Origin of the sequence: Oribacterium parvum ACB1 (assembly GCF_000238055.2) — a bacterium.
GTDB lineage: Bacteria > Bacillota > Clostridia > Lachnospirales > Lachnospiraceae > Oribacterium > Oribacterium parvum.
Genome location: NZ_KE148312.1, coordinates 55,601 through 81,706 on the forward strand (window position 1 = coordinate 55,601; position 26,106 = coordinate 81,706).

24 protein-coding genes, 3 tRNA genes and 1 riboswitch are annotated in these 26,106 nt (G+C 44.7%); of the genes, 19 read left to right on the plus strand and 8 right to left on the minus strand.

The annotated features are described in order from the left end of the window. The first annotated feature begins 18 nt into the window (after window positions 1–18). Window positions 19–813: an SDR family NAD(P)-dependent oxidoreductase gene (locus HMPREF9625_RS00275; RefSeq protein WP_009535284.1), complete on the plus strand. Its 795-nt coding sequence runs from the start codon at window positions 19–21 to the stop codon at window positions 811–813. Between the two features lie 18 nt (window positions 814–831). Here HMPREF9625_RS00275 and HMPREF9625_RS00280 read toward each other — a convergent pair whose 3' ends face one another. After that, window positions 832–1,248 (minus strand): PaaI family thioesterase, encoded by a 417-nt coding sequence (locus HMPREF9625_RS00280; protein ID WP_009535283.1) that lies wholly within the window; start codon window positions 1,246–1,248, stop codon window positions 832–834. Between the two features lie 97 nt (window positions 1,249–1,345). On the opposite strand from HMPREF9625_RS00280, the gene HMPREF9625_RS00285 reads away from it, so the two are divergent. After that, window positions 1,346–2,983: an ABC-F family ATP-binding cassette domain-containing protein gene (locus tag HMPREF9625_RS00285; RefSeq protein WP_009535282.1), complete on the plus strand. Its 1,638-nt coding sequence runs from the start codon at window positions 1,346–1,348 to the stop codon at window positions 2,981–2,983. 234 nt (window positions 2,984–3,217) lie between these two features. Here HMPREF9625_RS00285 and HMPREF9625_RS00290 read toward each other — a convergent pair. The 4 genes from HMPREF9625_RS00290 to HMPREF9625_RS00310 all read right to left on the minus strand — a co-directional run bounded on the left by HMPREF9625_RS00290 (window position 3,218) and on the right by HMPREF9625_RS00310 (window position 5,292). After that, a tRNA-Gly gene (locus HMPREF9625_RS00290) sits at window positions 3,218–3,289 on the minus strand. 4 nt (window positions 3,290–3,293) lie between these two features. Further along, window positions 3,294–3,366: transfer RNA gene (locus tag HMPREF9625_RS00295), tRNA-Phe, on the minus strand. 5 nt (window positions 3,367–3,371) lie between these two features. Next, window positions 3,372–3,442, minus strand: a tRNA-Gly gene (locus HMPREF9625_RS00300). A gap of 167 nt (window positions 3,443–3,609) precedes the next feature. Continuing rightward, window positions 3,610–5,292: a methyl-accepting chemotaxis protein gene (locus HMPREF9625_RS00310; protein WP_009535281.1), complete on the minus strand. Its 1,683-nt coding sequence runs from the start codon at window positions 5,290–5,292 to the stop codon at window positions 3,610–3,612. A 322-nt stretch (window positions 5,293–5,614) separates the two neighbouring features. Between HMPREF9625_RS00310 and HMPREF9625_RS00315 the strand changes: the two genes are divergently transcribed. The 5 genes from HMPREF9625_RS00315 to HMPREF9625_RS00335 all read left to right on the plus strand — a co-directional run bounded on the left by HMPREF9625_RS00315 (window position 5,615) and on the right by HMPREF9625_RS00335 (window position 9,515). After that, window positions 5,615–6,115, plus strand: a complete 501-nt coding sequence (locus tag HMPREF9625_RS00315; RefSeq protein WP_009535280.1) for a deoxycytidylate deaminase — start codon at window positions 5,615–5,617, stop codon at window positions 6,113–6,115. Window positions 6,116–6,198: 83 nt separating this feature from the next. Beyond that, window positions 6,199–6,894 (plus strand): endonuclease III, encoded by a 696-nt coding sequence (gene nth, locus HMPREF9625_RS00320; RefSeq protein WP_009535279.1) that lies wholly within the window; start codon window positions 6,199–6,201, stop codon window positions 6,892–6,894. Window positions 6,895–6,973: 79 nt separating this feature from the next. After that, window positions 6,974–7,249, plus strand: a complete 276-nt coding sequence (locus tag HMPREF9625_RS00325; RefSeq protein WP_009535278.1) for a DUF6472 family protein — start codon at window positions 6,974–6,976, stop codon at window positions 7,247–7,249. An 18-nt stretch (window positions 7,250–7,267) separates the two neighbouring features. After that, window positions 7,268–7,861, plus strand: a complete 594-nt coding sequence (locus HMPREF9625_RS00330; protein ID WP_009535277.1) for a tRNA (cytidine(34)-2'-O)-methyltransferase — start codon at window positions 7,268–7,270, stop codon at window positions 7,859–7,861. 139 nt (window positions 7,862–8,000) lie between these two features. Further along, complete coding sequence (locus HMPREF9625_RS00335) at window positions 8,001–9,515, plus strand: C69 family dipeptidase (RefSeq protein WP_009535276.1); 1,515 nt, start codon at window positions 8,001–8,003, stop codon at window positions 9,513–9,515. Between the two features lie 240 nt (window positions 9,516–9,755). Here HMPREF9625_RS00335 and HMPREF9625_RS00340 read toward each other — a convergent pair whose 3' ends face one another. The 3 genes from HMPREF9625_RS00340 to HMPREF9625_RS00350 all read right to left on the minus strand — a co-directional run bounded on the left by HMPREF9625_RS00340 (window position 9,756) and on the right by HMPREF9625_RS00350 (window position 12,525). Beyond that, window positions 9,756–10,055 carry a YerC/YecD family TrpR-related protein gene (locus HMPREF9625_RS00340; protein ID WP_009535275.1) on the minus strand — a complete coding sequence of 100 codons (300 nt, stop codon included), beginning with the start codon at window positions 10,053–10,055 and terminating at the stop codon, window positions 9,756–9,758. 36 nt (window positions 10,056–10,091) lie between these two features. Next, a complete protein-coding gene (locus tag HMPREF9625_RS00345) occupies window positions 10,092–11,606 on the minus strand; it encodes a polysaccharide deacetylase family protein (RefSeq protein ID WP_009538350.1) in 1,515 nt (504 codons plus the stop codon). A gap of 274 nt (window positions 11,607–11,880) precedes the next feature. Then, window positions 11,881–12,525, minus strand: a complete 645-nt coding sequence (locus tag HMPREF9625_RS00350; protein ID WP_009535273.1) for an ECF transporter S component — start codon at window positions 12,523–12,525, stop codon at window positions 11,881–11,883. A 211-nt stretch (window positions 12,526–12,736) separates the two neighbouring features. Further along, window positions 12,737–12,854: riboswitch (FMN riboswitch) on the minus strand. A gap of 506 nt (window positions 12,855–13,360) precedes the next feature. Between HMPREF9625_RS00350 and HMPREF9625_RS00355 the strand changes: the two genes are divergently transcribed. From HMPREF9625_RS00355 to clpB, 12 genes are all read left to right on the plus strand, one after another. Beyond that, window positions 13,361–14,335, plus strand: coding sequence for a molybdopterin-binding protein (locus HMPREF9625_RS00355; RefSeq protein WP_009535272.1), 975 nt, complete (start codon window positions 13,361–13,363; stop codon window positions 14,333–14,335). Between the two features lie 101 nt (window positions 14,336–14,436). After that, the gene (locus tag HMPREF9625_RS00360; RefSeq protein ID WP_009535271.1) at window positions 14,437–15,441 is read left to right on the plus strand and encodes an XdhC family protein; all 1,005 of its coding nucleotides are present in this window, start codon (window positions 14,437–14,439) and stop codon (window positions 15,439–15,441) included. Between the two features lie 42 nt (window positions 15,442–15,483). Further along, window positions 15,484–16,470 (plus strand): GTP 3',8-cyclase MoaA, encoded by a 987-nt coding sequence (moaA, locus tag HMPREF9625_RS00365; protein WP_009535270.1) that lies wholly within the window; start codon window positions 15,484–15,486, stop codon window positions 16,468–16,470. Between the two features lie 105 nt (window positions 16,471–16,575). Beyond that, window positions 16,576–17,502: a molybdopterin adenylyltransferase gene (mog, locus tag HMPREF9625_RS00370; RefSeq protein ID WP_009535269.1), complete on the plus strand. Its 927-nt coding sequence runs from the start codon at window positions 16,576–16,578 to the stop codon at window positions 17,500–17,502. Window positions 17,503–17,512: 10 nt separating this feature from the next. Beyond that, complete coding sequence (gene modA / locus HMPREF9625_RS00375; protein WP_009535268.1) at window positions 17,513–18,436, plus strand: molybdate ABC transporter substrate-binding protein; 924 nt, start codon at window positions 17,513–17,515, stop codon at window positions 18,434–18,436. A 146-nt stretch (window positions 18,437–18,582) separates the two neighbouring features. Further along, window positions 18,583–19,269, plus strand: a complete 687-nt coding sequence (gene modB, locus HMPREF9625_RS00380) for a molybdate ABC transporter permease subunit (RefSeq protein WP_009538322.1) — start codon at window positions 18,583–18,585, stop codon at window positions 19,267–19,269. A 176-nt stretch (window positions 19,270–19,445) separates the two neighbouring features. Continuing rightward, window positions 19,446–20,501, plus strand: a complete 1,056-nt coding sequence (locus tag HMPREF9625_RS00385; protein WP_009535266.1) for a sulfate/molybdate ABC transporter ATP-binding protein — start codon at window positions 19,446–19,448, stop codon at window positions 20,499–20,501. A gap of 40 nt (window positions 20,502–20,541) precedes the next feature. Then, a complete protein-coding gene (gene moaC, locus HMPREF9625_RS00390; RefSeq protein WP_009535265.1) occupies window positions 20,542–21,048 on the plus strand; it encodes a cyclic pyranopterin monophosphate synthase MoaC in 507 nt (168 codons plus the stop codon). 73 nt (window positions 21,049–21,121) lie between these two features. Then, window positions 21,122–22,393 (plus strand): cysteine desulfurase family protein, encoded by a 1,272-nt coding sequence (locus HMPREF9625_RS00395; protein WP_009535264.1) that lies wholly within the window; start codon window positions 21,122–21,124, stop codon window positions 22,391–22,393. Window positions 22,394–22,544: 151 nt separating this feature from the next. Beyond that, window positions 22,545–22,850, plus strand: coding sequence for an AbrB/MazE/SpoVT family DNA-binding domain-containing protein (locus HMPREF9625_RS00400; RefSeq protein ID WP_330361188.1), 306 nt, complete (start codon window positions 22,545–22,547; stop codon window positions 22,848–22,850). Between the two features lies 1 nt (window position 22,851). Beyond that, entirely contained in the window at window positions 22,852–23,259 is a 408-nt protein-coding gene (locus tag HMPREF9625_RS00405; RefSeq protein ID WP_009535262.1) for a putative toxin-antitoxin system toxin component, PIN family, read from the plus strand. A gap of 131 nt (window positions 23,260–23,390) precedes the next feature. Continuing rightward, on the plus strand, window positions 23,391–25,982 hold the full coding sequence (gene clpB / locus HMPREF9625_RS00410; protein ID WP_009535261.1) for an ATP-dependent chaperone ClpB: 2,592 nt from the start codon (window positions 23,391–23,393) through the stop codon (window positions 25,980–25,982). Window positions 25,983–26,106 lie beyond the last annotated feature (124 nt).

The window sequence follows — 26,106 nt, forward strand, 5'->3', positions numbered from 1 at the left end:
TGAGAGAAGGAGGATAATATGGATTTGGGATTGAAAGGGAAGGTAGCAGTCGTAACCGGAGGCAGTAAGGGAATCGGATATGCTACGGCAGAGGCCTTTTTAAAAGAGGGAGCTTCAGTTGCTATTTGCTCCAGAAAGAAGGAAGAGCTGGAAGAAGCAAAAGGAGCACTTGAGAAGTTTGGACCGGTTTATGCGGAAGTGGTGGATGTCTCTAAGGGAGAGGAGAATTATCGTTTTGCAGAGCAAGTCTTCCAGCATTTTGGGAGACTGGATATCTGGGTGAACAATGTAGGTACGACAGGATATAAAAAAGGGGAAGAATATGATGAGGAAGAGATTAACCTCATGGTGGATACCTGCTTTAAGTCTGTGGTATATGGTTGTCAAGCTGCATTTCGCTACATGAAAAACACCGGGGGTGCCATCGTGAATGTGAGTTCTTTGGCTGCACGCTGTTCCTCTGCCGGGCGGAGTACTTTGTACGGTCCGTTAAAGTCCGCAATTAACAACCTGACCAATACCTTTGCTGGAGAATACTGTGCTCACAATGTCCGCGTCTGTTGCATTATGCCGGGCTTTACGGCAACACCACTGGCAAAGGCCGCCATTCCGGAAGAGGAGCTAAAGAAAAATGCCATGGGAACCTTGCTTAGACGGATGGCTGAACCGGAAGAAATTGCAAAGCCAATCGTGTTCTTGGCATCCGATGCCGCAAGCTATATGACGGCAACAACGATTGAAGTATCCGGTGGAAGAAGCATGACACTGAATCCAAGCTTTGCCTATGATCGCTTGAAAGAGGACGTGGAATAAGCGAAATACCTTTACATATTATTCTACTTCCCCGGTGATATACATGGTCATTCTGGCCGTGCAAAGGAGCTTCTCTTCCTTGTCTCGAACAGTGACATCCTGCACAACGGTTGTTCTTCCCTTGTGCAGGGTGTTGCACTCAATATAAAGTGTGCCAACCCCTGCCGGACGGACATAGTTGATGTTTCCGGAGAGAGTGACATTGCTCACACCGTAGGCATAGGCGGTCATACCTGAAACCATGTCGCAGAGCGTGTAAAGTGCCCCGCCATGCACTGCCCCGTAGTGGTTCAGCATCTTTTCCGTGACATCGATTTTGAAAAGACTGTGACCCGGCTCGATTTCTAATAGCTCTATCCGGTCAAATCCGGAGAGGTCCTGCATGTGCGCACGAATCCCTTCCATTATTTTCTCATTCATCATTTTAGATATCATTTTCCCGTTTCCTTTGCCCTTCCCTTTTCCCCTTATAAATGCTATATTGTCGGAGGATAATATAGCGTATTTTTATGAGGAAATATAGAGGTAAAACATGATTGCTGCAAGTAATGTAACCTACAGAGTGGGGAAAAAGGCCCTCTTTGAGGATGTAAACATCAAATTCACGGAAGGAAACTGCTACGGGGTAATCGGTGCGAACGGTGCCGGAAAGTCTACCCTCTTAAAGATTCTTTCCGGTGCTCTGGAGCCCACCTCCGGAGAGATTATCCTGACTCCCGGACAGCGCTTGTCCGTTCTCGAGCAGGATCAGTTTAAATATGACAATTTCTCCGTTTTGGACACGGTAATCATGGGCAATAAGCGCCTCTATGAAGTGATGAAGGAAAAGGATGCCCTCTATGCCAAGCCGGATTTTTCCGATGAAGACGGCATTCGTGCGGCGGAGCTGGAAGGCGAGTTTGCGCAGATGGACGGGTGGAATGCGGAAGCGGATGCGGAGACCATGCTAAACGGTTTGGGAATCGAAACGGAGCTGCACCACAAGATGATGAACGAGCTGAAGGGCTCCGAGAAGGTAAAGGTGCTTCTTGCGAAGGCTCTTTTCGGAAATCCGGATATCCTTCTTCTTGACGAGCCGACAAACCACTTGGATCTGGTTTCCATTGAGTGGCTCGAGGATTTCCTCATTAACTTTGAAAATACGGTCATTGTAGTCAGCCATGACCGTTATTTCCTGAATAAGGTTTGCACCAATATTGCGGATATTGACTACGGAAAGATTACCCTCTTTGCCGGAAACTACGACTTCTGGTTTGAGTCTTCTCAGCTGATTGTTCGCCAACAGAAGGAAGCCAACAGAAAGAAAGAGGAGAAGATTAAGGAGTTACAGGAATTTATCCAGCGTTTCTCCGCGAATGCCTCGAAGTCAAAGCAGGCGACTTCCAGAAAGCGTGCGCTCGAGAAGATTGAGCTCGATGACATTAAGCCGTCTTCCAGACAGTACCCCTATATTCAGTTCAAGCCGAACCGGGAAATCGGAAATGATGTATTGGAAGTCAAAAACCTGACAAAGACGATTAACGGCGTAAAGGTTCTCGATAACATCAGCTTTATCTTAAACCGTACCGATAAGGTGGCTCTTGTAGGCCCGAACGAGCTTGCAAAGACGGTACTCATGCAGATTATTGCAGGAGAAATGGAGCCGGATTCCGGAGATTATAAGTGGGGACTGACAACCAGCCAGTCCTATTTTCCAAAGGACAATAGTAAGGAATTCAATTCCGAAGACACCATTGTAGAGTGGCTTACCCAGTATTCCCCGGACAAGGATACCCAGTTTGTCCGCGGTTATCTTGGCAGAATGCTCTTTAAGGGGGATGACGGCGTGAAGAAGGTCAATGTCCTTTCCGGAGGAGAGAAGGTCCGTTGTATGCTCTCGAAAATGATGATTTCGGGTTCCAATGTCATCATTTTGGACGAGCCTACAGACCACTTGGATATGGAGGCGATTTCCGCTTTGAATGACGGCTTAAAGAACTTCCCGGGTGTGATTATCTTTGCCTCCCGTGATCATCAGGTTGTGGAAACCACCGCAAACCGTATCATGGAAATCATTGACGGAAAGCTGATTGACAAGCTTACGACCTATGATGAGTATCTGGCATCCGATGAGGATATCAAGAAGAGATTTACCTATACGGTATCCGAGGATGATGCAGGAGATAACTAAGAGAAGAGCGGCAAAAGAGAATTTAAAAACAGAATGCTTTTCTGTTCTGATGTAAAGGAAATAGAAGAAGAGTGATAAAAGGGGCTGTAAAAAATCAAAATGTATTGCAAAGAATCCCTATATTAATTTGATTTTTTTACAGCCTCTTTTACTATCAAGCGGTATAATAGAGCGATATGAAATTGTAAAGTAAAAAGAAGCCTGAAATCATCAGGCTTCTTTTTAATCTCTGAGAGCGCGAGACGGGAATCGAACCCGCGACCTTCTCCTTGGCAAGGAGACATAGTACCACTCTACCACTCGCGCACAGTGCCCAGAACCGGAATCGAACCAGTGACACGAGGATTTTCAGTCCTCTGCTCTACCGACTGAGCTATCTGGGCAAAAAAGCGGGTGATGGGAATCGAACCCACGTGTTCAGCTTGGAAGGCTGACATTCTACCATTGAACTACACCCGCATTTGTACTTTGTTTAATTTTCAAGGCACGAACGATATATTACTATACCCCCATTGACCTTGTCAACGACTTTTTTGTTTTTCGCAAAAAAATCCCCCCTTCTCTAAGAGCAGGAGAAGGGGGGCAAGGAATGAAAAATGAAAAAAAGAAACATCTGATGCACAAAACTAAAGTGTGAAATGCTTAAGAATCTCTTCCATGTTCTGTACCTGGTCAAAGAGTCTTTCGCTTGTTGCGGATAATTCCTCTGCAGAGGCAGAATTGTTCTGCACAATGGAAGAAATCATTTCTACTCCCTGTTCTATTCCGCTTACAGTTTCAGACTGTCTGTTGGAATATTCTGCAATCTCCGTAATCTTTGTATTCATCTGACGGGAACTCTTTACCAGCTTTTCCAAGGACGATGCTGCTTGATCCGCCATTTTTGTACCATCCTGTATAGAACGAACTGTATTTTCAATCAGTGCTGTCGTATTTTTAGCGGCTTCTGCGGATTTTCCCGCAAGATTACGTACTTCGTCTGCAACTACGGCAAAGCCTCTTCCAAACTCTCCTGCACGGGCAGCTTCTACTGCGGCATTCAGAGCGAGGATATTGGTTTGGAAGGCAATATCATCAATGGTTTGGATGATACTGCTTATCTGCTGAGCGGTTCCGTTGATTTCGTTCATGGAACTGCTCAGAGCATTCATTTGATCACTGCTGTCCTTCAGCATTGCTTCCGTAGCATCCGAAAGCTCGGTTGCCAAGCTTGCATTTTCCGCATTGGTTTTAATCTTATCGGAAACATCGGAAATATTGGCGGAAAGCTCTTCGATGGAACTTGCCTGCTCCGTGGAACTTTTGGCTAGGGTTTCGCTTCCTCTGGAGACTTCCTTCGCAGAGTCGTTGACATACTCGGAGGTCTTTTCCACCTCTGACAAAGTGTCCTTTAATTTGTGATGTATCTGTACTAGGGATTCAAATATGCTTTGATAGTCTCCTACATACATTTCTCTGCAGCTGCTTTTAATGCGGAAGTTTCCGTCTGCCATGGCAAAAAGGAGAGAATGCATATCTCCGATGATTTTCTTTAGACGGTGTGTCATTTCTTTTATGGCGCCGACTGTACTTCCGACTTCGGTGTTGTCTACAGGGAGATTAATATGGGTATCGAAAAGACGGCCTTCCGAAAGGCGCAGCATACTGTCCTTAATGACCACAAGCGGCTTCATCAGTTCTCTTCTTACGAAAAGCATCATGAGGAAAACAAGGATAATAGAAGGAATTAAAAGCGCAATACTGATGGTTGTCACTAAGGTGGAAAAACTCTCTGCCTCCCTCATGATTCGATCGGTTCTTTCCGTAATGCTGTTATAGAAAACGGCATACTGCTTTTGCACTTCCGCTTCGCCCTGCATATAATCAGCATTATAGAGGAGTTCGCTTGCGCTTTTGGAATCTTTTTTTGCTGCATAGTCAAAGGCCTGCGCTTCTAAGTCTGCAAGGTGTGCTGAAGTGATTTCCATGGTATGCATTGCCGTCTCTTCTACCGGATTCAAGCCATACTGATTCATGACTGCTCTTGCCTTTTCACGATTCTTATAGGTATTGATTTCATTATTATATTTATCTAAAAAACGGGTATCCAGGGTTGATGCATAAGATCTGGCGTGCCTTGTTAAATCCACACTGGCAGTAGAGAATTGCCTCGCTGCTAAAACAAGAGCAAATCTTTTTTTGGAGGTATTTTTTTCTTCCCTCATTGTTACGGCGCTGAAAATGGTAGCGATTGCAGTAAGAAGCAACATAATAATGACTCCGATTGAGTAAAATCGAAGCTTTCCGGACTGCGTCCATCGTTTTTTCATGAATTCCCCCTCCTTGGGTAAGATTTCCTCTAAGAGATTCTGTATTGATTTCTAGCTTTATGAATACTGTATCGACATAAAAGAATTAAAACTTAAGTCTTTTATGGATATCCTCTTACAAAGCTTTTCTTGCTAAAGCGAAAAGCGGATATTTGGAGAATCTCTTTTCATTTTTCTGTGATTTTGCTATGATTAGCCTTACTTTAGAATGAGATTTTGTATTTTTGCAAGGCTTATTAAAAATAAGCTGTCATTGCTAAGAGGAAAATATGCTTTATGCATGAAGAACGGAGCAGTTTTCCATAAAAAGTGAGGAAATAAAATGAGTGAAAATGAAAAAAGAAGTGATTATATCTCTTGGGACGAGTATTTTATGGGGATTGCCGAGCTTTCCGCTCGTCGTTCCAAGGACCCGTCCACCCAAGTAGGTGCCTGTATTGTTTCTTCCGACAACAAAATTCTCTCCATGGGCTATAACGGCTTCCCTAAGGGCTGTTCCGATGATATCTTTCCATGGACCAGAATAGAGGTTGATCATGACCCGTATAATGCAAAATATGTTTATGTTACCCATGCGGAGTTAAATGCCATTTTGAACTATAGAGGCGGTTCTTTAGAAGGAGCAAAAATCTATGTCACCCTCTTCCCCTGTAATGAATGTGCAAAGGCTATCATTCAGGCGGGCATTAAAACATTGGTTTTCCGTGAGGATAAATATGCGGATACGCCTTCTGTACGCGCTTCAAAAAGAATGCTCGATGCTGCAGGGGTACGCTATTATCAGTATCAGGCAACAGGCAGAAATATTTCTATTGCTTTATAGGAAAAGTCCTCGATGAGGACTCCGGTCAACAGACCGGCGGTTTCATTATAACGCTAAGATATTTGTTTAGAGAAAGTAGAAAAATGTTTATCCCAAGAGAAAGTAAGAAAAAACGAGAAGCTCGCGTACGGGAAATCATGGCTCGATTGGACGCACATTACGGAGATCATCCCATGATTTTTTTAGAGGCGGAAAATGCCTGGCAGCTGCTTTTTGCCACTATTTTATCGGCACAGTGCACCGATGCCAGAGTCAACATGGTGACGGAAAAGCTCTTTAAGAAATATAAAAGCTTGGAGGATTTCGCTTCCTGTGACTTACAAGAACTGGAAGAGGATATTCATTCCACCGGCTTCTACCATAACAAAGCGAAAAACATCAAGGCCTGTGCTGCAGCCTTAGTGGAAGAGCACGGGGGAGAGGTTCCAAAGGATATTGATACTCTTACCGCCCTTCCCGGTGTAGGACGAAAGACGGGGAATTTGATTTTGGGAAATATTTTTGATATTCCCTCTATTGTCGTAGATACCCATGTAAAGCGCATTTCCAACCGTCTCGGCCTTGCCGATTCTTCCGATCCGACGAAGACGGAATTTCAGCTTATGGAAGTGCTTCCGGAGGAGTTCTGGATTCGCTGGAATACGCATATTATTGCTCTGGGGCGTACCCTTTGCACTTCTCAAAAGCCGAAGTGTGAGCTTTGCTATTTAAATGATCTTTGCCCTTCGGTAAAGGGGGATCCCGAAACATGGAGAGCACCTTCGGAGCGGAAACGCTGATACGGAAACAGCCGTTAAACGGAAGATATAGAATGAACTAAGAATGTGATGTAACGGAAAAGCATAAAGGAGCGGAGTTATGGAAGATTGTGAGGACTGCAGAAATTATTCCTATGATGAGGATGAAGATGAGGCGGGCTGCCTGGCAAGCTTAGATGAGGACGATCTGGCAAGGCTGCAGGACTCCGATTCTCGTGCACACTGCCCTTACTGGTGTAGAAGTGACTCTATAAAGGCAAAACACAGCGGCAATGAATACGATACCGTGAAATACCAAGCGATAGGGCATCTCGCCGCGGAAAGTATTGCGAAAAAGGTACGGGAAAAGCTTGCAAAGCGGAAGAAAGTGGAATAAAGAGGTTAGATAAAGATAATGAATATTGTATTGCATGAACCGGAAATCCCCTTTAACACAGGGGCTATTGGACGCACCTGCGTTGCGACAAATACGAAGCTTCATCTGATTAAGCCCTACGGCTTTATCTTAAATGACAAAAATATCAAAAAGGCCGGTATGGACTACTGGCCCCTGTTGCAGCTGAAGGAGTACCTCTCCTATGAGGATTTTTTGCGGAGTATAGAAGAAGAAAATAAGCATGGGAATTCCGATTCTTTCCACGAAGCTGTCCAAAATAAGCAGGGAAAAGATGAGCTCGGTATATGTTCCGGCCTCAAGTCTCCTTCCAATCCTAAAATCTGGTACGCTACCACGAAAGCGAAAAGAAGCTACACGGAAGTTTCTTTTTCCGAAGAGGACTACATCATGTTCGGAAAAGAATCCGCCGGTATTCCGGAGGAGATTCTGGTGGAAAATGAAGAGCATTGTATTCGCATTCCCATGCTGGAGGAAGCTCGTTCTCTAAACCTCTCGAATTCTGTGGCCATTATTCTCTACGAAGCCTTACGGCAGCAGGATTTTAACAGCCTGAAAAAGGCAGGAGAATTGCACAGACTGCATTGGAAGTAAAAAGCTGAAAAGATTTATAGCCCTTATAAAGACCGTCTTTTTTATGGAAATGGAATTGCGCACGGAGTATACTAAAAACGTGAGCGTATTTTATTTCCAATTTTTTATGAAATTGGAAACCACAGAAAGGATGGAAAGTATGTCTTGTACAACGATTTTAGTAGGGCGAGAGGCAAGCTTCGACGGTTCAACCATGATTGCCAGAAATGAAGACTCCGGCTCCGGCTCTTTCAGCCCTAAGAAGTTTATAGTAGTGGAAGCTAAGGCTCAGGGGGAGGAGTATGTTTCCGTCCTTTCCCATGTGAAGATTCCGCTTCCGAACAATCCTCTTCGTTATACCTGTATGCCCAATGCAGTCTATGAGGACGAAGGAATCTGGGGTGCGGCAGGGGTAAATAGTGAAAATGTATCCATGACGGCAACGGAAACCATTGCCTGCAACGAACGTGTCCTTTCCGGAGATCCTCTTGTAGTGTATAAGAAGGCGGAGAACGGAAGGCCGGAGCAGATTGGCGGAATAGGAGAAGAAGACATGGTCAGCCTCGTTCTTCCCTATATTCATTCTGCAAGAGAAGGCGTGCTTCGGCTTGGAGAGCTATTAGAGCAGTACGGTACATATGAGATGAACGGCATTGCTTTTTCGGATGAGAAGGAAATCTGGTGGCTGGAAACCATTGGAGGACATCATTTTATTGCAAGACGAGTGCCTGACAATGCTTATGTTATGATGCCGAATCAGCTTGGAATTGATTATTTTGATTTTGAAGATGCTTTTGGTGCGCAAGATGAATATATCTGCTCCAAGGATTTAAAGGACTTTATTGCTAGGAACCATCTGGACCTTCGTTTTTCGGATGAAATCGAAAAGACGGAGGGAGACTGGATTAATCCGAGAGAGTGTTTTGGTACACATTCTGACGGGGATCATATTTATAACACCCCGAGAGCTTGGTATATGGCAAGGTATTTCAATAAAAATACGTTCAGCTTTGATGGAGAAAATGCAGAGTTAAAGCCGGAGGATGATGATCTTCCCTGGTGCCTTTGCCCGGAAATCAAGATTACGCCGGAGGATGTAAAGTATATTCTCTCCTCGCATTTCCAAGGAACACCCTATGACTGCTACGGAAAATACGGGGATGAGAAGAATCGCGGAAAATATCGCCCTATTGGAATCAGTCGTAACAATTTCCTGAGTCTTGTTCAGATCCGTCCGGATGTTCCGAAGGAATATGCCGCCATTGAATGGGTATGCTTCGGTTCCAACACCTTCAATGCCTTTGTTCCTTTCTATGCAAATGTGAATAAGACGCCGGAATATTTTGCGAATACTACGAAGACCGTCACTTCGGAAAGCTTTTACTGGGCAAATAGAATCATTGCAGCTCTTGCCGATGCACAATTTAGCGAATGTAAGATGCATATTGAGCGCTATCAGGGAAAGGTTCCGACAAAGGGCTATACCTTGATGAAGAGTTTGGAAGAAAAATTGGAAAAGAAGCTTCCGAAGAATGCCGCTGTCATAAAGCTCTTGGAAGACTGTAATGAAGAGATTGCAAAGATGGTAAAGGAAGAGACGGAAGCCGTACTGGATAAGGTTCTTTATGAAGTGAGCTGTAAGATGAAAAACGGCTTCAGTCGATCCGATGCTTAGGACGTATCGTATTTATCTTATATTCAATATATAGGTCACTCAGGCGTTGCGCATGAATTCTTGCAAATGGGAAATGTACGCTCTGCACGCGATATTTAGTATGAATCAAAAACGAGATACCGCATGCTACAGGAGCGATACTTGATAAGTATAAAAGGGAGGAGCGGTCCGGCTCCTCCCTTTTTCATACGTATTTTATTCATACAGAATCTGCGGTGCTGTTTTTTTGAAGATAAGTATCTATTTCTTTTTCTTTTTGTCTAAGCGTTCAAATGCAAGTCGATATCCTTCGGCGCCATAGTTTAAAGAGCGATTTACTCTGGAAATGGTGGCGGTGGAGGCACCGGTAGTTTTGGCAATATCGATATAGGTTTTTCCTTCTCGAAGCATCTTTGCGACTTCATAGCGTTGTGCCATGGCAAGAAGCTCGTTGATGGTGCAGACATCTTCAAAAAAGCAAAAATATTCCTCTGTTCCCTTTAGCTCCTGTATTCCTTCGAAGAGGTGTCTTACCTCCTTCGTATCCAGCTTTTTATTCATTAGAGCTTTTCCTCCCTTTCAATATCGTTGTTCCATTTATTCCCAATTAATGGGAGTGGGTCTTCGGGTATCGAAAACCTTCTTTACATCAAAGAGGTCGGAAAGCCGGTCGGCCTTACCGATATAAGATTCATACAAGCGATAGCCGTCTATATTTCTTCTTCCCTGGCGGAGGAATTGATCGCCGTACTGCATCCAAACCTGTGTAGAGTCTACATTACAGAAATAATGGAAGCCTGCATTTTCCAGAAGGTCAAACTTTCCGTCTTGCTGTCCGCTTTGGTAGGGATGCCAATCTCCGATGTCTGCTCCGAAGGGATAGAGAAGAATTTCACAGGGATCCGGAAGCAGAGGCTCCACATTTCTCTCCCAACGATCCGTATCCTTTTGGATTGCTTCCAAAGAACGAGTGGAAAAATTGATATGTCCCCAAGAATGTGAAGCGAATTCATATCCGTCACTCTTCAAAGCCTGTGTCAGCTTCTTTACGGTTTCTTTATCCTCTTCGATATTCGGATTTGCCTTGTTCTTCGGATCAAGGGCGGGTGAATTCGGATCAAAGGTTTCGTCCGTACGGTATCCCAGAACGCCGTTATATCCCGTGAATGCAAGAATGGCCTTATGTCCGTGATAAGCGAAGTCGGGATGTTCTTCCACGAATGCATCTAAGATTGGCACTAAGTCATAGTCTCCGACACTTACATTTCCGTCCTTATCGGTATATTGCAGCTTCGGTTTTCCGTTTTCATCCAAAACCATTTTGTCGGCAAAGCCGCTTCCCTGCATATAAATATAATAATTTACATCATCCTCGGACATAATGAAGGGCTTCTTTCCCTCCGGCAGCATAATCTGCTTTTTTACCATTTTCTTCGTGCCGTCTGCCTGCTCCTGCATTTCCGCAATATCATGCATGTGTACCATGACATAGCCACGATCATACATTTCCTGAATGACCTCCTTAAACTCCGGAATCGTGGTCATCACGGAATTGTACTGTCTTCCCTGATGGGTATCTTTTAAGGCGCGGTCTGTATCTACAATCAGGATATGGAAGAAAATGTGGGTGATATTGTTCATATCTACCGGAACAAGTTTGGCTTTCGCTTCTTCATATTCCGCGATTTTGGAGGAAACCTCCGTATCTTCGGTCTCGCTTAAAGCATTGAGTGTTGTGACAGCACCGTCATAATCATATTGCTTGGCTTGCAAGTCTGCGGTCTTCATGGCTTCTTCTTTTTCGGATAGGATAGAGCCTGCACTGCTGTTTTCCTCCCCGCCCGTTTCTCCCTCGGAAGAAAGGGGCTGAATATCCGTTTCCCATGCGGGTGCGCTTTCCTTATTCGGCGTTAATAGATTCCTTTTTTGCAGGTAGGGAATAGCGAAACGGAATCCGACAAAGGCGAGGAGAAGAAGGATTAAGGCCAAAACAAAGAGAAGGATATGAGACTGTCTGTCTCTTCTCCTTTTTTCCATCCTTTTTTCCATTTTTTTTCGATGTTCTTCCATCTTTTTTTGATAATTTATTTCTTCAAAATCATGTTCTGTCATTTTTTTCCCTCTGCTATATTATATTAAAAGCTTGAAACACGAAATTGCTGAGAATAGTCTTTTTGTGTTCTTTTGCATGAAATACTTCCTATTCTCGTTATTTTACGGAAAATTTTCACTGGTTTCAATGGTAGATTCTCTTAAAGTGAAAGAAAACACCCGATTGCTTGCTCCAAAGCGGATACAGGCAGCAATATCGGGTGTAATGAGATACGGATATTATAAATGATTTTGAAATACCTTAAGGAGAATGTATCTTTTCCCCCTATGTAGATTATCGCTTAAACTTATGCAAGAGGGGAGAAACACTTTTATAAAGAAAGAGGCAGAGCAGAACATCCAACATACCTTTGATAAAAGTAAAAGGCAAGTTAAAGATAAGCAGCGCTTTTTCCATGCTTCCCACAGAGGGAAGAATCAGTTGATACATGGAAAGAACGGTCTCTTTCGGCATAAAATTATAATAGAAGGGGTATACCACAAAAAGGTTGGAAGGGTAGGAAATAAGGGCCATGGTCATGGCGCCAAGAAGGGAAGCAAGTACGGCTCCCTTTTTGTTTTTCTTTTTCTGATAAACAAGTCCTGCCACACCAACGAAGCTCGCTCCAAGAATAAAGTTGGACAGCTCTCCTACGGCAAAGGATCCGGAGCTGAAAGAATGAAGAACATTCTTAATAAGCTCTACCAGTATTCCTGCAATCGGTCCAAGACCGAAGGCGGCAAGAAGCGCCGGAAAGTCGGAAAAATCAAACTTGATAAAGGGGGGCATAAGTGGTGCCGGAACCTCTAACCACATCAGAATGTAGGAGATTGCAGAGAGAATTCCAATGATGGCGATGTTTCCTATACGGTCTCTGCCACTTTCTTTTACTGCACTATCCACTGTGATGATTTTTGTTTCTGTACTTCCATTTTTCATTTTTTACCTCGCTTTTCTCGAAGGGAAAGCATTTGCTTTCTCTTACAATAAACAGATTCCTTCTTCTTAGTGTGTAAAGCGAGGATTATAAACGAGTTACACAGGAAGCTCTCCTGCTTTTCAAAAATAAATTAACCTGAGTACGGCTCCGGTCACTTATTTTAAGAAAAAAGCCCTGTACAAATTGTACAGGGCGGAAAAACTCGTTAAACTCGCTCCTCTTTCATCCAGACTATACTGTTGGTGTCGGAATTGCACCGACTCAGCTGCAAACGCAGGTCGCGGACTGTACCGCCAGTGGGGAATCGCACCCCGCCCTGAAGAACTACAGATATAGAATACTCCTTTCTTGAAAAAATGCAAGCGGAGAAAAATTCACTTAAAACATACAATGTGCACAAAGAATGTCTTAAGATTTATAAATAATAAACAAATAATAAAAGAGAAAGAGAAGGACAAAAATCACTATGGATATATAGAGAAAGCCTATATAAAAATCAGAAAGAATTATTTGTTAAACACATAAAATATTTTTAAACATAAAAAGCAAGATTTCAAGCGGGTTTTGAATGCTTTGAGATGGAATGGAATGAGCGGGAAAAAATCAAAAAATTATATAAATTTTGTATTCCTTGCACTTGCTACTAAATATCACTATACTAGGGGAAATAGAAGTTTTAAAGCATACTAAAAAATTGTTAGATATTAAAAAAGTATATAAGAAAATCAGTACATAGAGAAATCAGTGCATAGAAGAACCAATATATAGAAAGATTGTTCAAGAATAGATATCGTGCTTTTACAAGGAAAGAGAAAAGCCGGGGAAGGAGAAGCTATGAGAGAAATGAAGACGATAGATGCGGTTGGCCAAGTCCTTTGTCAGGATATAACGCAGATTATTCCCGGAGTCAAAAAAGGTCCGATTTTTCGTAAGGGGCATAGAATAGAGGAAGCGGATATACCGGTTCTTCTTTCGGTAGGGAAGGACCACATTTACATCTGGGACGAAGATGCAGGTATCTTGCATGAAAATGAAGCTGCCGAAATTCTATACCGAATGGGAAAAGGCGAAAATATGCATCCCGGAGAGATCAAAGAGGGGAAGATTGAGTTCATTTCGGACTGTGACGGCGTATTGAAGGTCGATTCGAAAAAGCTCTTTCAGCTGAATTCCTTTGGGGAAATGATGATGGCAACGAAGAAGAACAATACTCCCGTGAAAAAGGGAGAAGTGCTTGCCGGAACCAGAATCATTCCGCTTTGCATCGAAAAAGAAAAAATGGAGAGGGCAGAGCGTATCACGAAGGACGGCGGTATTCTCCGCGTACTTCCTTATAAGAAAAAGAAGGTGGCCTTCGTGACTACGGGAAATGAGGTTTATCACGGAAGAATCGAGGACGGCTTTACCCCTGTTGTAAAGGAAAAGCTTTCGCCCTTTCCTGTGGAAATCATAGGACAGAGCCTTTGTTCGGATGACGTGGACATGGAAATGGCGGCCATCCAAAAGTTTCTTTCGGAGGGAGCGGATCTCATTCTTTGCACCGGCGGTATGTCGGTAGACCCTGATGACAGAACGCCTCTTGCCATCAGAAAGTCTGCGGAAAGAGTAGTAAGCTACGGTGCACCGGTTCTTCCGGGCTCGATGTTCATGCTGGCCTACGGAAAGAACAATGTACCCATTATGGGACTTCCGGGCAGCGTTATGTTTTGCCCGATTACCGTATTTGATTTGATACTGCCCCGTATCATGGCGGATGACCCCGTGACAAAAGAAGAGATTGACGCTCTCGGAGAGGGCGGATTACTGTAGGAAGCCTTGTTTGGGAAAATTTGATACGCCGCAAGGGAACGGGAAACGGTTTAAAGTAGGAATAAGAAGAAAAAGGCATTGCACAAAAGGAGTATCTATCTATGAGAAAAATATGGCAGCATATCGCGGAACTGGACCCTTCTCGGGAAAATGTTCTGCTCACATCCTTAAATGAAGAGAACCTCGGGAAAAAGGTTCTTTTTATAGACGGGGAAGTATGTGCAGGAGCTGCCGAATTTCGTAGTGAATTTCTTCCTTTTGGTAAAGGAAAAAGGGGCTTGGTTTCCTTAGGAGAAAGACAGTTTTTTTTAGATCCCATGGGCGGTGAAAAAAAGCTCATTGTGCTTGGAGCGGGACATGTTGCCCTTTCCGTAATTCGCTTAGGGAAAATGCTCGGTTTTCAGGTGCTCTGCATCGAAGATAGGCCTTCTTTTGCGAAAGCCGCGGAGAAAGCGGGTGCGGATCAGGTGCAGTGTGAAGACTTCGCAACAGCCCTTTCTACCCTTAAAGGGGATAAGGACAGCTATTTTGTGATCGTTACCCGAGGGCATACGCACGACCTCATTTGCCTTAGAGAGATTCTAAAAAAAACCCATGCCTATATCGGAATGATGGGATCAAGAAGAAGAGTTGCATTTATTAAGAAGCAGCTTTTGGAAGAGGGAGTAAGCGAGGAAAGCCTTGAAGAGTTGCATAGTCCTATCGGTCTTGCCATAGGAGCGGAGACCCCTGTAGAAATCGGCCTCTCTATCCTTTCGGAAATCGTGATGGAAAAGAATAAATATTTCCATCAGGAGAGCTTTACGAAGGAAATGCTGGACGTGATGCTGAGCGGTGAAGACTATGTGCTGGCAACCATTGTGAATAGACGGGGATCCGCGCCGAGAGAAACCGGGACGAAGATGCTGATCGGTTCATTGGGACAGCTGATCGGCACGATTGGTGGGGGATGTGCCGAAGCGGAAGTGATTCAGAAGAGCAGAGAGTTATTTTTGGAAAATGCGAAGCCTGCCTGCCTCTACCATGTAGACCTTAACGACAGTATCGCCGAGGAGGAGGGAATGGTCTGCGGCGGACAGCTGGATGTGCTTTTGGAAAGAGTTTAGCTCCACTTTCAGTCAGGAAGAAATAGAAAAGCAAGAGGAAGAATGAAGGATCAATTTCAAAGACAAATTAATTATATGCGCCTTTCCGTTACGGACCGTTGCAATCTGCGCTGCCGTTACTGCATGCCTAAAGGCATGGAGAATGTGCTTCCCGTGGAGAAGCTCCTGTCCTTTTCGGAACTTCTTTTTCTTGCAGAAGAGGCTTCGAAGCTGGGAATCAGCCGATTTAAGGTGACAGGCGGAGAACCCTTGGTGCGGGACGGGGTCTTAGATTTTATTAAGGAGCTTAAAAAGCTTGATAAGGTGGAACAGGTCACGCTGACCACGAACGGCATTTTACTGAAGGAAGCGCTTCCGGAGCTTCTTTCCGCCGAAATTGACGGGATAAATGTGAGCCTCGACAGCTTAAAGGAGGAAAGATTCGCAGAAATCACCGGGCTTCCCGTGCTTCCCAAGGTTTTGGAAGGGATTCGCAGAGCTTGCGACGCCGGGCTTCATGTTAAGCTGAACACGGTGATGCAAAAGGGCAAAAATGAGGACGAGCTCTTTTCCCTTTTAGCACTTGCAAAGGAGCGTCCTCTTGACATTCGTTTCATAGAAATGATGCCAATCGGCTACGGGAGAAACTTTGAACCCTACTATAATGAAAAAATTTTAGAGAAAATCAGAGAGATTTATCCGGGCATTACGGAGGATATTTCCGTCCACGGAAACGGTCCTGCGAAGTATTACCGAATCCCGGGCTTTCTCGGTTCTGTAGGTTTTATTTCCGCGCTTCACGGGAAGTTTTGCGGAAGCTGTAATCGAATCCGCTTAACGAGCGAAGGAGAGTTAAAGCCCTGCCTTTGCTATGGAAATGGATATGCACTTAGGGGGATATTACGCAATACGGCATTTTCCGAAGAGGAGAAAAGAGCGGAAGTGGAAAAAACACTGCGGAACTGTATTTTAGGAAAGCCGGAAAGCCATGCCTTTGAAAAGCTCTCCGAGGTTACGGAACATAGAGCGATGGGTAAAATCGGTGGATAGCTTTGCGTTAGGGTTTCGATAGACAATAAAGAAGGCAATAACGAAGATAATAAAGAAGGCAAAAAAGAGAGGTAAGGCCGAACAGGGAAAAGGCTTGGAGGATAAATGGGAAAGCTACTGGCGATATGCATAAGCAAAAAAAAAGGAACAGAAAAAAAAGAAGTGAAAGAAGCAGTCCTCATCCCGCAGTTTGGGATAGAGGGAGATGCGCATGCAGGAAATTGGCATAGGCAGGTTAGCCTTCTTTCTCTTGAAAGGATAGAGGACTTTCGGAAAAAAGGGGCGGAAGTCGCGTTCGGTGCATTTGGAGAGAACCTCGTGGTGGAAGGCTTTGACCTTTCCCGATGCCCGGTAGGAAGTGAAATTCATGTCGGAGAAGCGGTTTTAGAGCTGACTCAGCTTGGGAAAGAGTGCCATACCCACTGTGCTATTTACCACAGAATGGGAGATTGCATTATGCCAAGAGAAGGGGTATTTTCCAGGGTGATAAAGGGAGGAACAATCCGGCAGGGAGATCTTGTGGAAGTTTTTCCGCCTGATCCGGAGAGAGCTTATACGGCGGCGGTCATTACCCTTTCGGATAGAGCGTCTTCCGGAGAATATGAGGACCTTTCGGGACCGCTCATTCAGGATTTTTTGGAGAATCAGGGGATAGTAGTAGAGGAGCGATTGCTTCTTCCGGATGGAAGAGAGGCTTTAGAAAAGGCCCTCATTCGTTTAGCGGATCAAAGAGAGATATCTTTGATTTTCACAACCGGAGGCACGGGATTTTCTGAAAGAGACTGCACTCCGGAAGCCACCAAAGCCGTGTGCGATAGAGAAGTACCCGGCATTCCGGAAGCCTTAAGGCAGTATAGCTTAACGATTACCAAAAAAGCGATGCTCAGTCGCCAGACCGCAGGGATACGGAAACATTCTTTAATTATCAATCTTCCCGGAAGCCCGAAGGCTTGCAAGGAGAATCTGGAATTTCTTTTTCCGGAGCTCTTTCACGGCATAGGAATCTTACGGGGGACAGAAAAAGAAAACTAGGAGGAAAAGTATGAAAAAATTTGTAGTAGGAAGCCTTGCCTTAGTGCTTTCCGCTATGCTTATCTCTTGCGGTGGGGCAAAGAAAGAGGAGACAGCAGCAGAGAGCAGTGTAGTAGAGACCGAGAGCAGTAAAGCGGAGACAGAGAGCGCAAAGGAAACGGAAAAGGCCACTGAAGGGGAAAAGACGGAAGTTCAGGTCTTTATTGCGGCTTCTCTTAAAAATGTAATGGAAGAGCTCGGAGCGCAGTATGAGAAGGACAATCCTTCCGTAAAGCTTGTTTTCCAGGCAGATTCTTCCGGAAAGCTCCTGACACAGATTCAGGAAGGCTATGCTTGTGATGTATTCTTTTCGGCAGCACAGAAGCAGATGGATACTTTGCAGGAGGAAGGAAAGCTCGTTGAAGGTACAAGAAAGAATGTAGTAAACAACCAGCTTTGCGTAATCACAAGAAAAGACAGCGGTACGAAGGTTACCGGTCTGGAAACCTTAAAGGATGCGAAGTCCATTGCTCTTGCGGACGGTACGGTTCCGGTAGGAAGATATACCAGAAAAGCACTGGTGAGTCTCGGCATTTTACCTGAGGCAGAGGACCTTTCCAAAATCAGTACAAAGGAAGTTTCCGATGCTTTGGGCGGTGTAGAGATTTCCGAGCAGTCCAATGTTTCGAAGGTACTTGCCGCAGTAGTGGAAGGCTCTTCCGAAGTGGGAACAACCTACTATTCCGATACCTACGGGAAAGATACGGATGTGGAGATTCTCGAAAAGGTTTCCTATGATTTAACCGGAAATGTCATCTACCCGATTTCTCAGGTAGTCAATGATGAAGCAAGCGAAGCGGAAATTACGGAAGCGAAGAAGTTTATAGATTTTGTTTGCAGCGATGCGGCGAAAGAGACATTTCAGAAGTATTACTTTGATACGAATGTAGAATAATGCAGGATAAGCTAAAGTGCAGGATATGCTAAAGTTACTAATAATAAGAGAAAGCGGAGCGGAGTTCTGAGGGATGATTTGAAGCAAGTAAAAAGCAATTTACAAGTGAAGCCGGAGTAGAATTACGGAGACGAAAGGAGAAATCCATGATGGAAATGATAAAAAGCTTAGACTGGAGTCCCTTATGGATTTCTCTGAAAACCGCAGTGGTCACCACCATAATTTGTTTCTTTTTAGGGATATTTTTGGCCAGAAAGGTGATGAAGCTCCCGTCCCCTTGGGACAATTTTCTTGACGGCTTACTTACCCTTCCTATGGTCCTTCCCCCGACGGTAGCAGGATTTTTCCTGCTCCTTCTTTTTAGTAAGAGAAGACCCTTCGGCATCTTCCTTTTTGAACATTTCGGTATCAAGGTGGTGCAGTCTTTCTTGGGCTGTGTGGTGGCGGCAACCGTGATTTCTTTACCCCTTATGTATCGAAATGCAAGGTCTGCCTTCGCACTCGTTCCGAAGGACTTGGTTTATGCCGGGCGTACGCTCGGGATGAGCGAGTTTTCCATTTTCTGGAAAATCGTTGTACCGCTCTCCGCACCCGGTATCTTTTCGGGAACGGTGTTAAGCTTTGCCAGAGCGCTTGGAGAATACGGGGCGACTTCCATGCTTGCGGGAAATATTCCGGGGAAGACCGCGACCATTTCCCAAAGAATCGCTCTCGTCATGCAGGACCAGGACTATACGACCGCAGGCTTTTGGGTCATGGTGGTTCTCCTTCTGTCCTTCGGGATTTTAACGCTCTATCAATTTGCGACAGAAGAAAAGCGCTTCCGGCATTAGATATCAATTTATAAATAGAGAAATAAGGGAAACAATAAACAGAGAAATAAGGGAAACAATATAGGAAGTAGAATAAAAAAATCAGTTATCTGATACAGAATGATGCATCTAAGCAATCAGATATAGTTGAAGTGGAAAGCTTGGAAGCAAGTCGTATAAAGGATTAAAGAGATAAAATGGCATGCAGGGTTTCGATTAAAAAGAATATGGGAAGCTTTTCTCTGGATATGCAGTTTCAGACGGAAGCAAAGAGGCTCGGGATTCTCGGAGAATCCGGGGCAGGAAAGTCCATGTGTCTAAAGGCAATTGCCGGAATTCTTAAGCCCGATGAGGGGGAGATATACATCGGCGAGAACTGTGTATTTTCCAAGGAAAGAAAACTGAATCTTCCGCCGCAAAAGAGGAAGGTGGGCTATCTTTTTCAGTCCTACGCACTTTTTCCGCATATGAGCGTTTGGGAGAATCTTTCGGTGGCTCTTAAGGGGAGCAAGGAGGAAAAAGAAGAGAAAATCAGCTCTATTTTAGAGAAAATGGAGCTAAAGGGCATGGAAAAACGCCTTCCCGGGAAGCTTTCGGGCGGGCAGCAGCAGAGAGCGGCTCTTGCGAGGATTCTTGTGGGAGAACCGGAGATCATCCTGCTTGACGAACCTTTTTCCGCACTGGACTTTTCTCTTCGGGACCGGATGCAGGAGGAACTCATGCGACATTTGGAGGACTTCGAAGGAAGCTGTATCATGGTTTCCCATTCGAGAGACGAGCTCTATCGCTTTTCCGAAGAACTTTTGATTGTGGAAAAGGGGAGAATCCTTTGCCAAGGAGAAACGAAGAGTCTCTTCCGAAATCCGGGGAAGAGAGCGGCAGCAGCTTTGACAGGCTGTAAAAACATTTCCAAAGCCGAAAAAAGAGGAGAAAATCGTATTTTTGCTTCCGACTGGGGGATAGAGCTTCAAATTGATGGGGAAATCCCGGACAGCCTTTCCTCCGTGGGCTATCGTGCTCATGATTTTACCCCTGTGTTTTCCGAGGAAGAGATAGGCACAAACTGTATTCCGGTTCACTTGGAGAGCATTGCGGAATATCCCTTTGAAAAGAACTTTTATTTTCGGGCAAAAGAGGGAAGAGGAAGAATTGTCTTCATGGAACAGAGAGAGTCTTTTGCAAAATGGGAGCAGCTCGGAACACCAAAGTATCTGAAAGTGGATACGGAGAAGCTTCTACTCTTAGAAGAATAGAGTTTTACAATCTATTTATTGAAAAACGATGAGGAGAAAAATGGGAGAGTTTACGCATTTTGATGATAAGGGGAATGCCCGGATGGTCGATGTTTCCGAAAAGGACGACACGGAGAGAGTAGCCGTCGCGGTAGGAAGCATTTTCCTAAATGAAGAAGCCATGCAGGCGGTTCTTGGGAAGAAAATCAAAAAGGGAGATGTTTTTACTGTAGCGCAGGTTGCGGGAATCATGGGGGCAAAACGCTGTTCGGATCTCATTCCGCTTTGCCATATTTTGCCGCTTCACGGAGCAAAGATAGAGTTTAGTGTAGACGAGAAGCGGGGGGAAATCAAAGTCATTTCCACGATGAAAACACTGGGGAAAACCGGGGTGGAGATGGAAGCGCTCACGGGAGCAAGTATCGCTCTACTTTGCATTTATGATATGTGTAAGGCTATTGATAAGCGCATGCATATTGAGGCGGTGCATTTGCTGGAGAAAAAAGGCGGAAAAAGCGGAGATTTTTCTTATGAGGAAGGAAAAAGCGGAGATTTTCGTTATGAGTAAGGATAAAATATAGCTAAGAGAAAAGGGATAGCGTGAGCGACAAGCAGGAAAATCGCCCTAAAAGGAGGATACAATGATTTATTTGGATAATGCGGCAACAACAGCCTTGTCGGAGTCGGCAAGAAATGCCATGGAGCCCTATTTTTCCACTCACTATGGAAACCCTTCTTCCATCTACCGATTCGGGCAAGAAGCAAGGAAGGCGGTAGAGGAGAGCCGGCAAAGCATTGCGGCTCTTCTTCGCGTTTCTCCCCGGGAAATCTATTTTACCGGTGGCGGTACGGAGAGTGACAATTGGGCGATTTCTTCTGTGGCACTGGAGAGTGCGTTAAAAAAGGAGAAGAGTGCACATCTTATCACAAGTGCCATAGAGCACCCTGCCGTGCTTCGAACTTGTGCCTTTTTCGAAAGTTTGGGAGTAAAAGTAAGCCGGATTCCGGTGGATCAAAAGGGATTCCTTGATTTAGAAGCCTTGGAACGAGCTTTACAGGAAGAAAGCTCTTTAAGAGAAAGAGAAGAGCGTTCTTTCCCTTCGAAGAGCGGGGAAGAAGTAAAAAAGGGGGCTTCCCACTGCCTTGTCTCCGTTATGGCGGCAAACAATGAAATCGGAACGATAGAAAATCTAAAAGAAATCGGGAGACTTGCGAAGGAGTACGGTGCAATTTTCCATACCGATGCAGTGCAGGCTTTCGGGCAGATTCCGCTCGATATAGAGGAAATGCGGATAGACCTTCTCTCTGCCAGCAGTCATAAAATCCACGGACCGAAGGGAGTGGGACTCCTGTATATCCGAAAAGGTCTGAAGCTTCCCTCCTTTTTACACGGCGGGGCACAGGAGAGGGGACTTCGTGCCGGTACGGAAAATGTTCCCGGAATAGTCGGTTTTGCGGCGGCGGCAAAAGAAGCCTTTTCCTCGATGGAGGAGAGGGGAAGAAAGAAAGCATCGTTGCGAAATTTATTTTTTAAAAGGCTTATGGAGGAAATCCCGGGGGCAAAAATCAGCGGTGTGAATCCAGCGGAAGCTGAGGGAATCGGAGAGCGTCCTGAAAGCCCCTTCCTTTCCTCACTTCATCATCGTCTCCCCGGAAATGTCCATATCTGCCTCCCCGGAGTAGAGGGAGAGAGCGTTCTGCTCTTACTTGATCAAAAAGGAATCTGTGCGAGCAGCGGATCTGCCTGTGCAAGCGGTTCTTTAGAGCCGAGCCATGTACTTCTTGCAATCGGAAAGAGTCATGAAGAAGCATACTTCGGACTGCGCTTAAGCCTCGAAGAGACACTAACGGAGGAAGAATTGGAATATACGGTTGAAGCGATCAGAGAGGCAGTGGAGAAATTGAGGGGTTAAAAGGGTAAAACAAAAAGGTAAAGAATATAAAGAAAGTATGAAATATAAAGAAAATCTGAAAAGTAAAGAAAATAATGAAAAAAACCCCAAAAGCCTCTATAATAAAATGTAGAATCAAAGCAAAATGTAAGCAAGATACTTTGACATGCGAATGAGTAAGCAGAAAATATGTGAGCAAGTTATAGAGAAAGGAGCATATATGGAAGTGGCAAAGATTTCGAGCAAAGGACAAATTACAATTCCGATATCGGTCAGAAACAAACTTAAGCTAAAAAGCGGAGATAAACTTGTAATAATGGAAGAAAATGGAAGATTTTACTTTGAGAATTCCGCAATGCTGGCCTTTAAAAGAGTAGAAGAAGAATTCAGAGGAGTAGCCGAGGAAGCCGGGTATTATAAGGAGGAAGATTTACAAAGCTTCGCTCAGGAGATAAGAGAGGAACGAAGGAGAAAATAAAATGAGAATCATGCTGGATACCAACATTTTGATATCCGTGATTTTCTTTCCCTCTAATCAAACCAGAAACTTAATTAAAAGAATCACGGAGCAGAATGAAATAGTGATTTGTGATTATGTTATAGAAGAGTTAAGTCTTGTAATTGAAAGGAAGTTTTCGTCAAGAAAGCCTGCTCTAAAAGATTTTTTTCACAGCCTACCTTTTGACCTGGTACAAGTAAAAAGAAATCTGGAAAAAGAGAAATATCCGGAAATAAGGGATGAGAAAGACTTCCCCATATTGGTGACGGCGATAGAAAGCGATATAGACATATTTTTGACAGGAGATAAAGACTTTCTGGCATTAAAGGATATTAAAAAACCTAAAATGATGACCATGACGGAGTATTTGGAAAAAACACAAATCTAAGTACGTCTTATGCCCCAAAACATTCGTGTTTTTTTCACACACTTTTCACAACAAATTAGCACTCATTACTTGACAGTGCTAACAATACGTTTATAATAGGATTATCTTAGTGAAAAAGTGAGGTAGTGAGTATGAATATAAATCGTTTTACACAAAAGTCGGTAGAAAGTATCAACAACAGCCAGAAGATTGCGATGGATCACGGGAATCAGGCACTGGAGCAGGTGCATTTGCTCTTAAGCCTTCTCGAAGTGGAGGACAGCCTGATTGCGAAGCTTCTACAGAAAATGGGCATTTCGCCGGATAGCTTTACTAGGGCGGTGGAAGAGAGAATCAATGCGCTCCCCAAGGTTTCCGGAGGCCAGCAGTACTTTTCGCAGGATGCGAATAAGATTGTCATGAATGCGGAAGACCATGCGAAAGCTATGGGCGATGAATATGTGTCCGTGGAGCATATTTTTCTCGCACTCCTAAAGGACGGGGACAAGACGATTCGGGAGCTGTTTAAAGAGTTCGGTATCACAAAGGAGAAGTTCCTTTCTGCGCTCTCCTCCGTCCGGGGAAATCAGAAAGTTATGACGGACAACCCGGAAGGCACTTATGACGCCTTAAATAAATACGGCTATGAAATGGTCGAAAGAGCAAGTCAGCAGAAGTTCGATCCCATTATCGGAAGAGATGAAGAAATCCGAAACATTATCCGAATCCTCTCCCGAAAGCAGAAGAATAACCCCTGTTTAATCGGAGAACCCGGTGTCGGAAAGACGGCAGCGGTAGAGGGACTTGCACAGCGAATTGCGAAGGGTGATGTACCCGAATCTTTGAAAAATAAGAAAATCTTTGCGCTCGATATGGGCTCTCTCATTGCCGGTGCAAAGTATAGAGGAGAGTTTGAAGAAAGACTGAAGGCAGTTCTGGATGACGTCACAAAGTCCGAAGGCGAGATTATCCTCTTTATCGATGAAATCCACAATATCGTCGGCGCGGGAAAAACCGAGGGTTCCATGGACGCCGGAAACCTTTTGAAGCCGCTTCTTGCCAGAGGCGAGCTGCACTGTATCGGTGCAACAACCCTCGATGAATATAGAAAATACATTGAAAAGGACGCCGCTCTTGAACGTCGTTTCCAGCCGGTTATGGTGGACGAGCCGACGGTGGAAGATACCATTTCCATCTTAAGAGGTATCAAGGAGCGCTATGAAGTCTTCCACGGCGTAAAAATCACGGATACCGCACTCGTTGCGGCGGCGACGCTTTCCGACCGTTACATTTCCGACCGTTTCCTGCCGGATAAAGCAATAGACCTTGTGGACGAGGCCTGTGCCATGATCAAGACGGAAATGGATTCCATGCCGGAAGAAATGGACGAGCAGCAGAGAAAGATTATGCAGCTTCAGATTGAAGAGCTTGCGCTGAAAAAAGAGGACGACCAGCTTTCGAAGGAAAGACTTACAACACTGCAAAAAGAGCTTTCCGAACTTCGCGATAAGTTTAATGTCCAAAAGGCGCAGTGGGAAAATGAGAAAAATGCCGTTTCCAAGCTGCAGACTTTAAGAGAAAAGAAGAACGATTTGCAGGCGGAAATCAATATTGCAATGCAAAAGGGAGAGTACGAGAAGGCTTCCAAGTTGCAGTATCAGGATTTGCCGCAGGTGGAAAAGGAACTGGAAGAGGCGGAAGCGCTGGCGCAAAAGGAAGAAAACAGTACGCTTGTGCATGATAAGGTCACGGAGGAAGAAATTGCGAGAATCATCAGCCGTTGGACAGGCATTCCCGTAACAAAGCTGAATGAATCCGAGCGTTCGAAGGTATTGCACCTTGACGAGGAAATCCACAAGAGACTCATCGGGCAGGAAGAAGCGGTAGAGAAGGTTTGCGAAGCCATTCTTCGTTCGAAGGCGGGTATAAAGGATCCTACGAAGCCGATCGGCTCCTTCCTCTTCTTAGGACCTACCGGTGTGGGAAAGACCGAGCTTGCGAAGTCCCTTGCGCAGAACCTTTTCGATGATGAAAATGCCATGGTCAGAATCGATATGTCGGAGTACATGGAGAAATATTCCGTATCCCGTCTTATCGGTGCGGCTCCCGGCTATGTAGGCTATGAAGAGGGCGGACAGCTTACGGAAGCGGTAAGAAGAAAGCCCTATGCCGTAGTGCTTTTTGATGAAATCGAGAAAGCCCATCCCGATGTTTTCAACATTCTCTTACAGGTGCTGGATGACGGGCGAATTACGGACTCTCAGGGTAGAACCATAGACTTTAAGAACACGATTATTATCCTGACCTCGAATATCGGGGCACAGAGTCTTCTGGACGGCATCAAAGAAGACGGTACGATTCCGGAAGAGGTGCGGAAAGAGGTTACGGATGCCTTGCATGCGCACTTTAGACCGGAGTTCCTGAACCGTCTGGACGAGATTATCCTCTTTAAGCCGCTTGTGCAGAAGGATATGGAGCGAATTGCTGATCTTGTTTTAAAGGACATCAATAAGCGTTTGCAGGATAAGAGACTGCACATTGAGATTGCGAAAGAGGCCCTGGATTTCATTTTGGAAAATGCGTATGAGCCGGGCTTTGGAGCAAGACCCTTAAAGCGTTATATGCAAAAGCATGTGGAAACCCTTGCCGCAAAGTGCATCTTGGAAGACAAGGTAAAAGAAGGCGATAAAATCGAAATTGTACTGGAAAACGGAGAATTGAAGGCGGAAGTGAAGTCTTTATAACCCACTCTTGAAAGTACTTTATGAATCCTTGAAAGGCGCATTCTTCCGGATTCTAAAAAGCAATGCATCTAAAAATCGTTAAAATTAACCGGGAACGGAATTGAGAAAGCTCTCTGATTAAAGG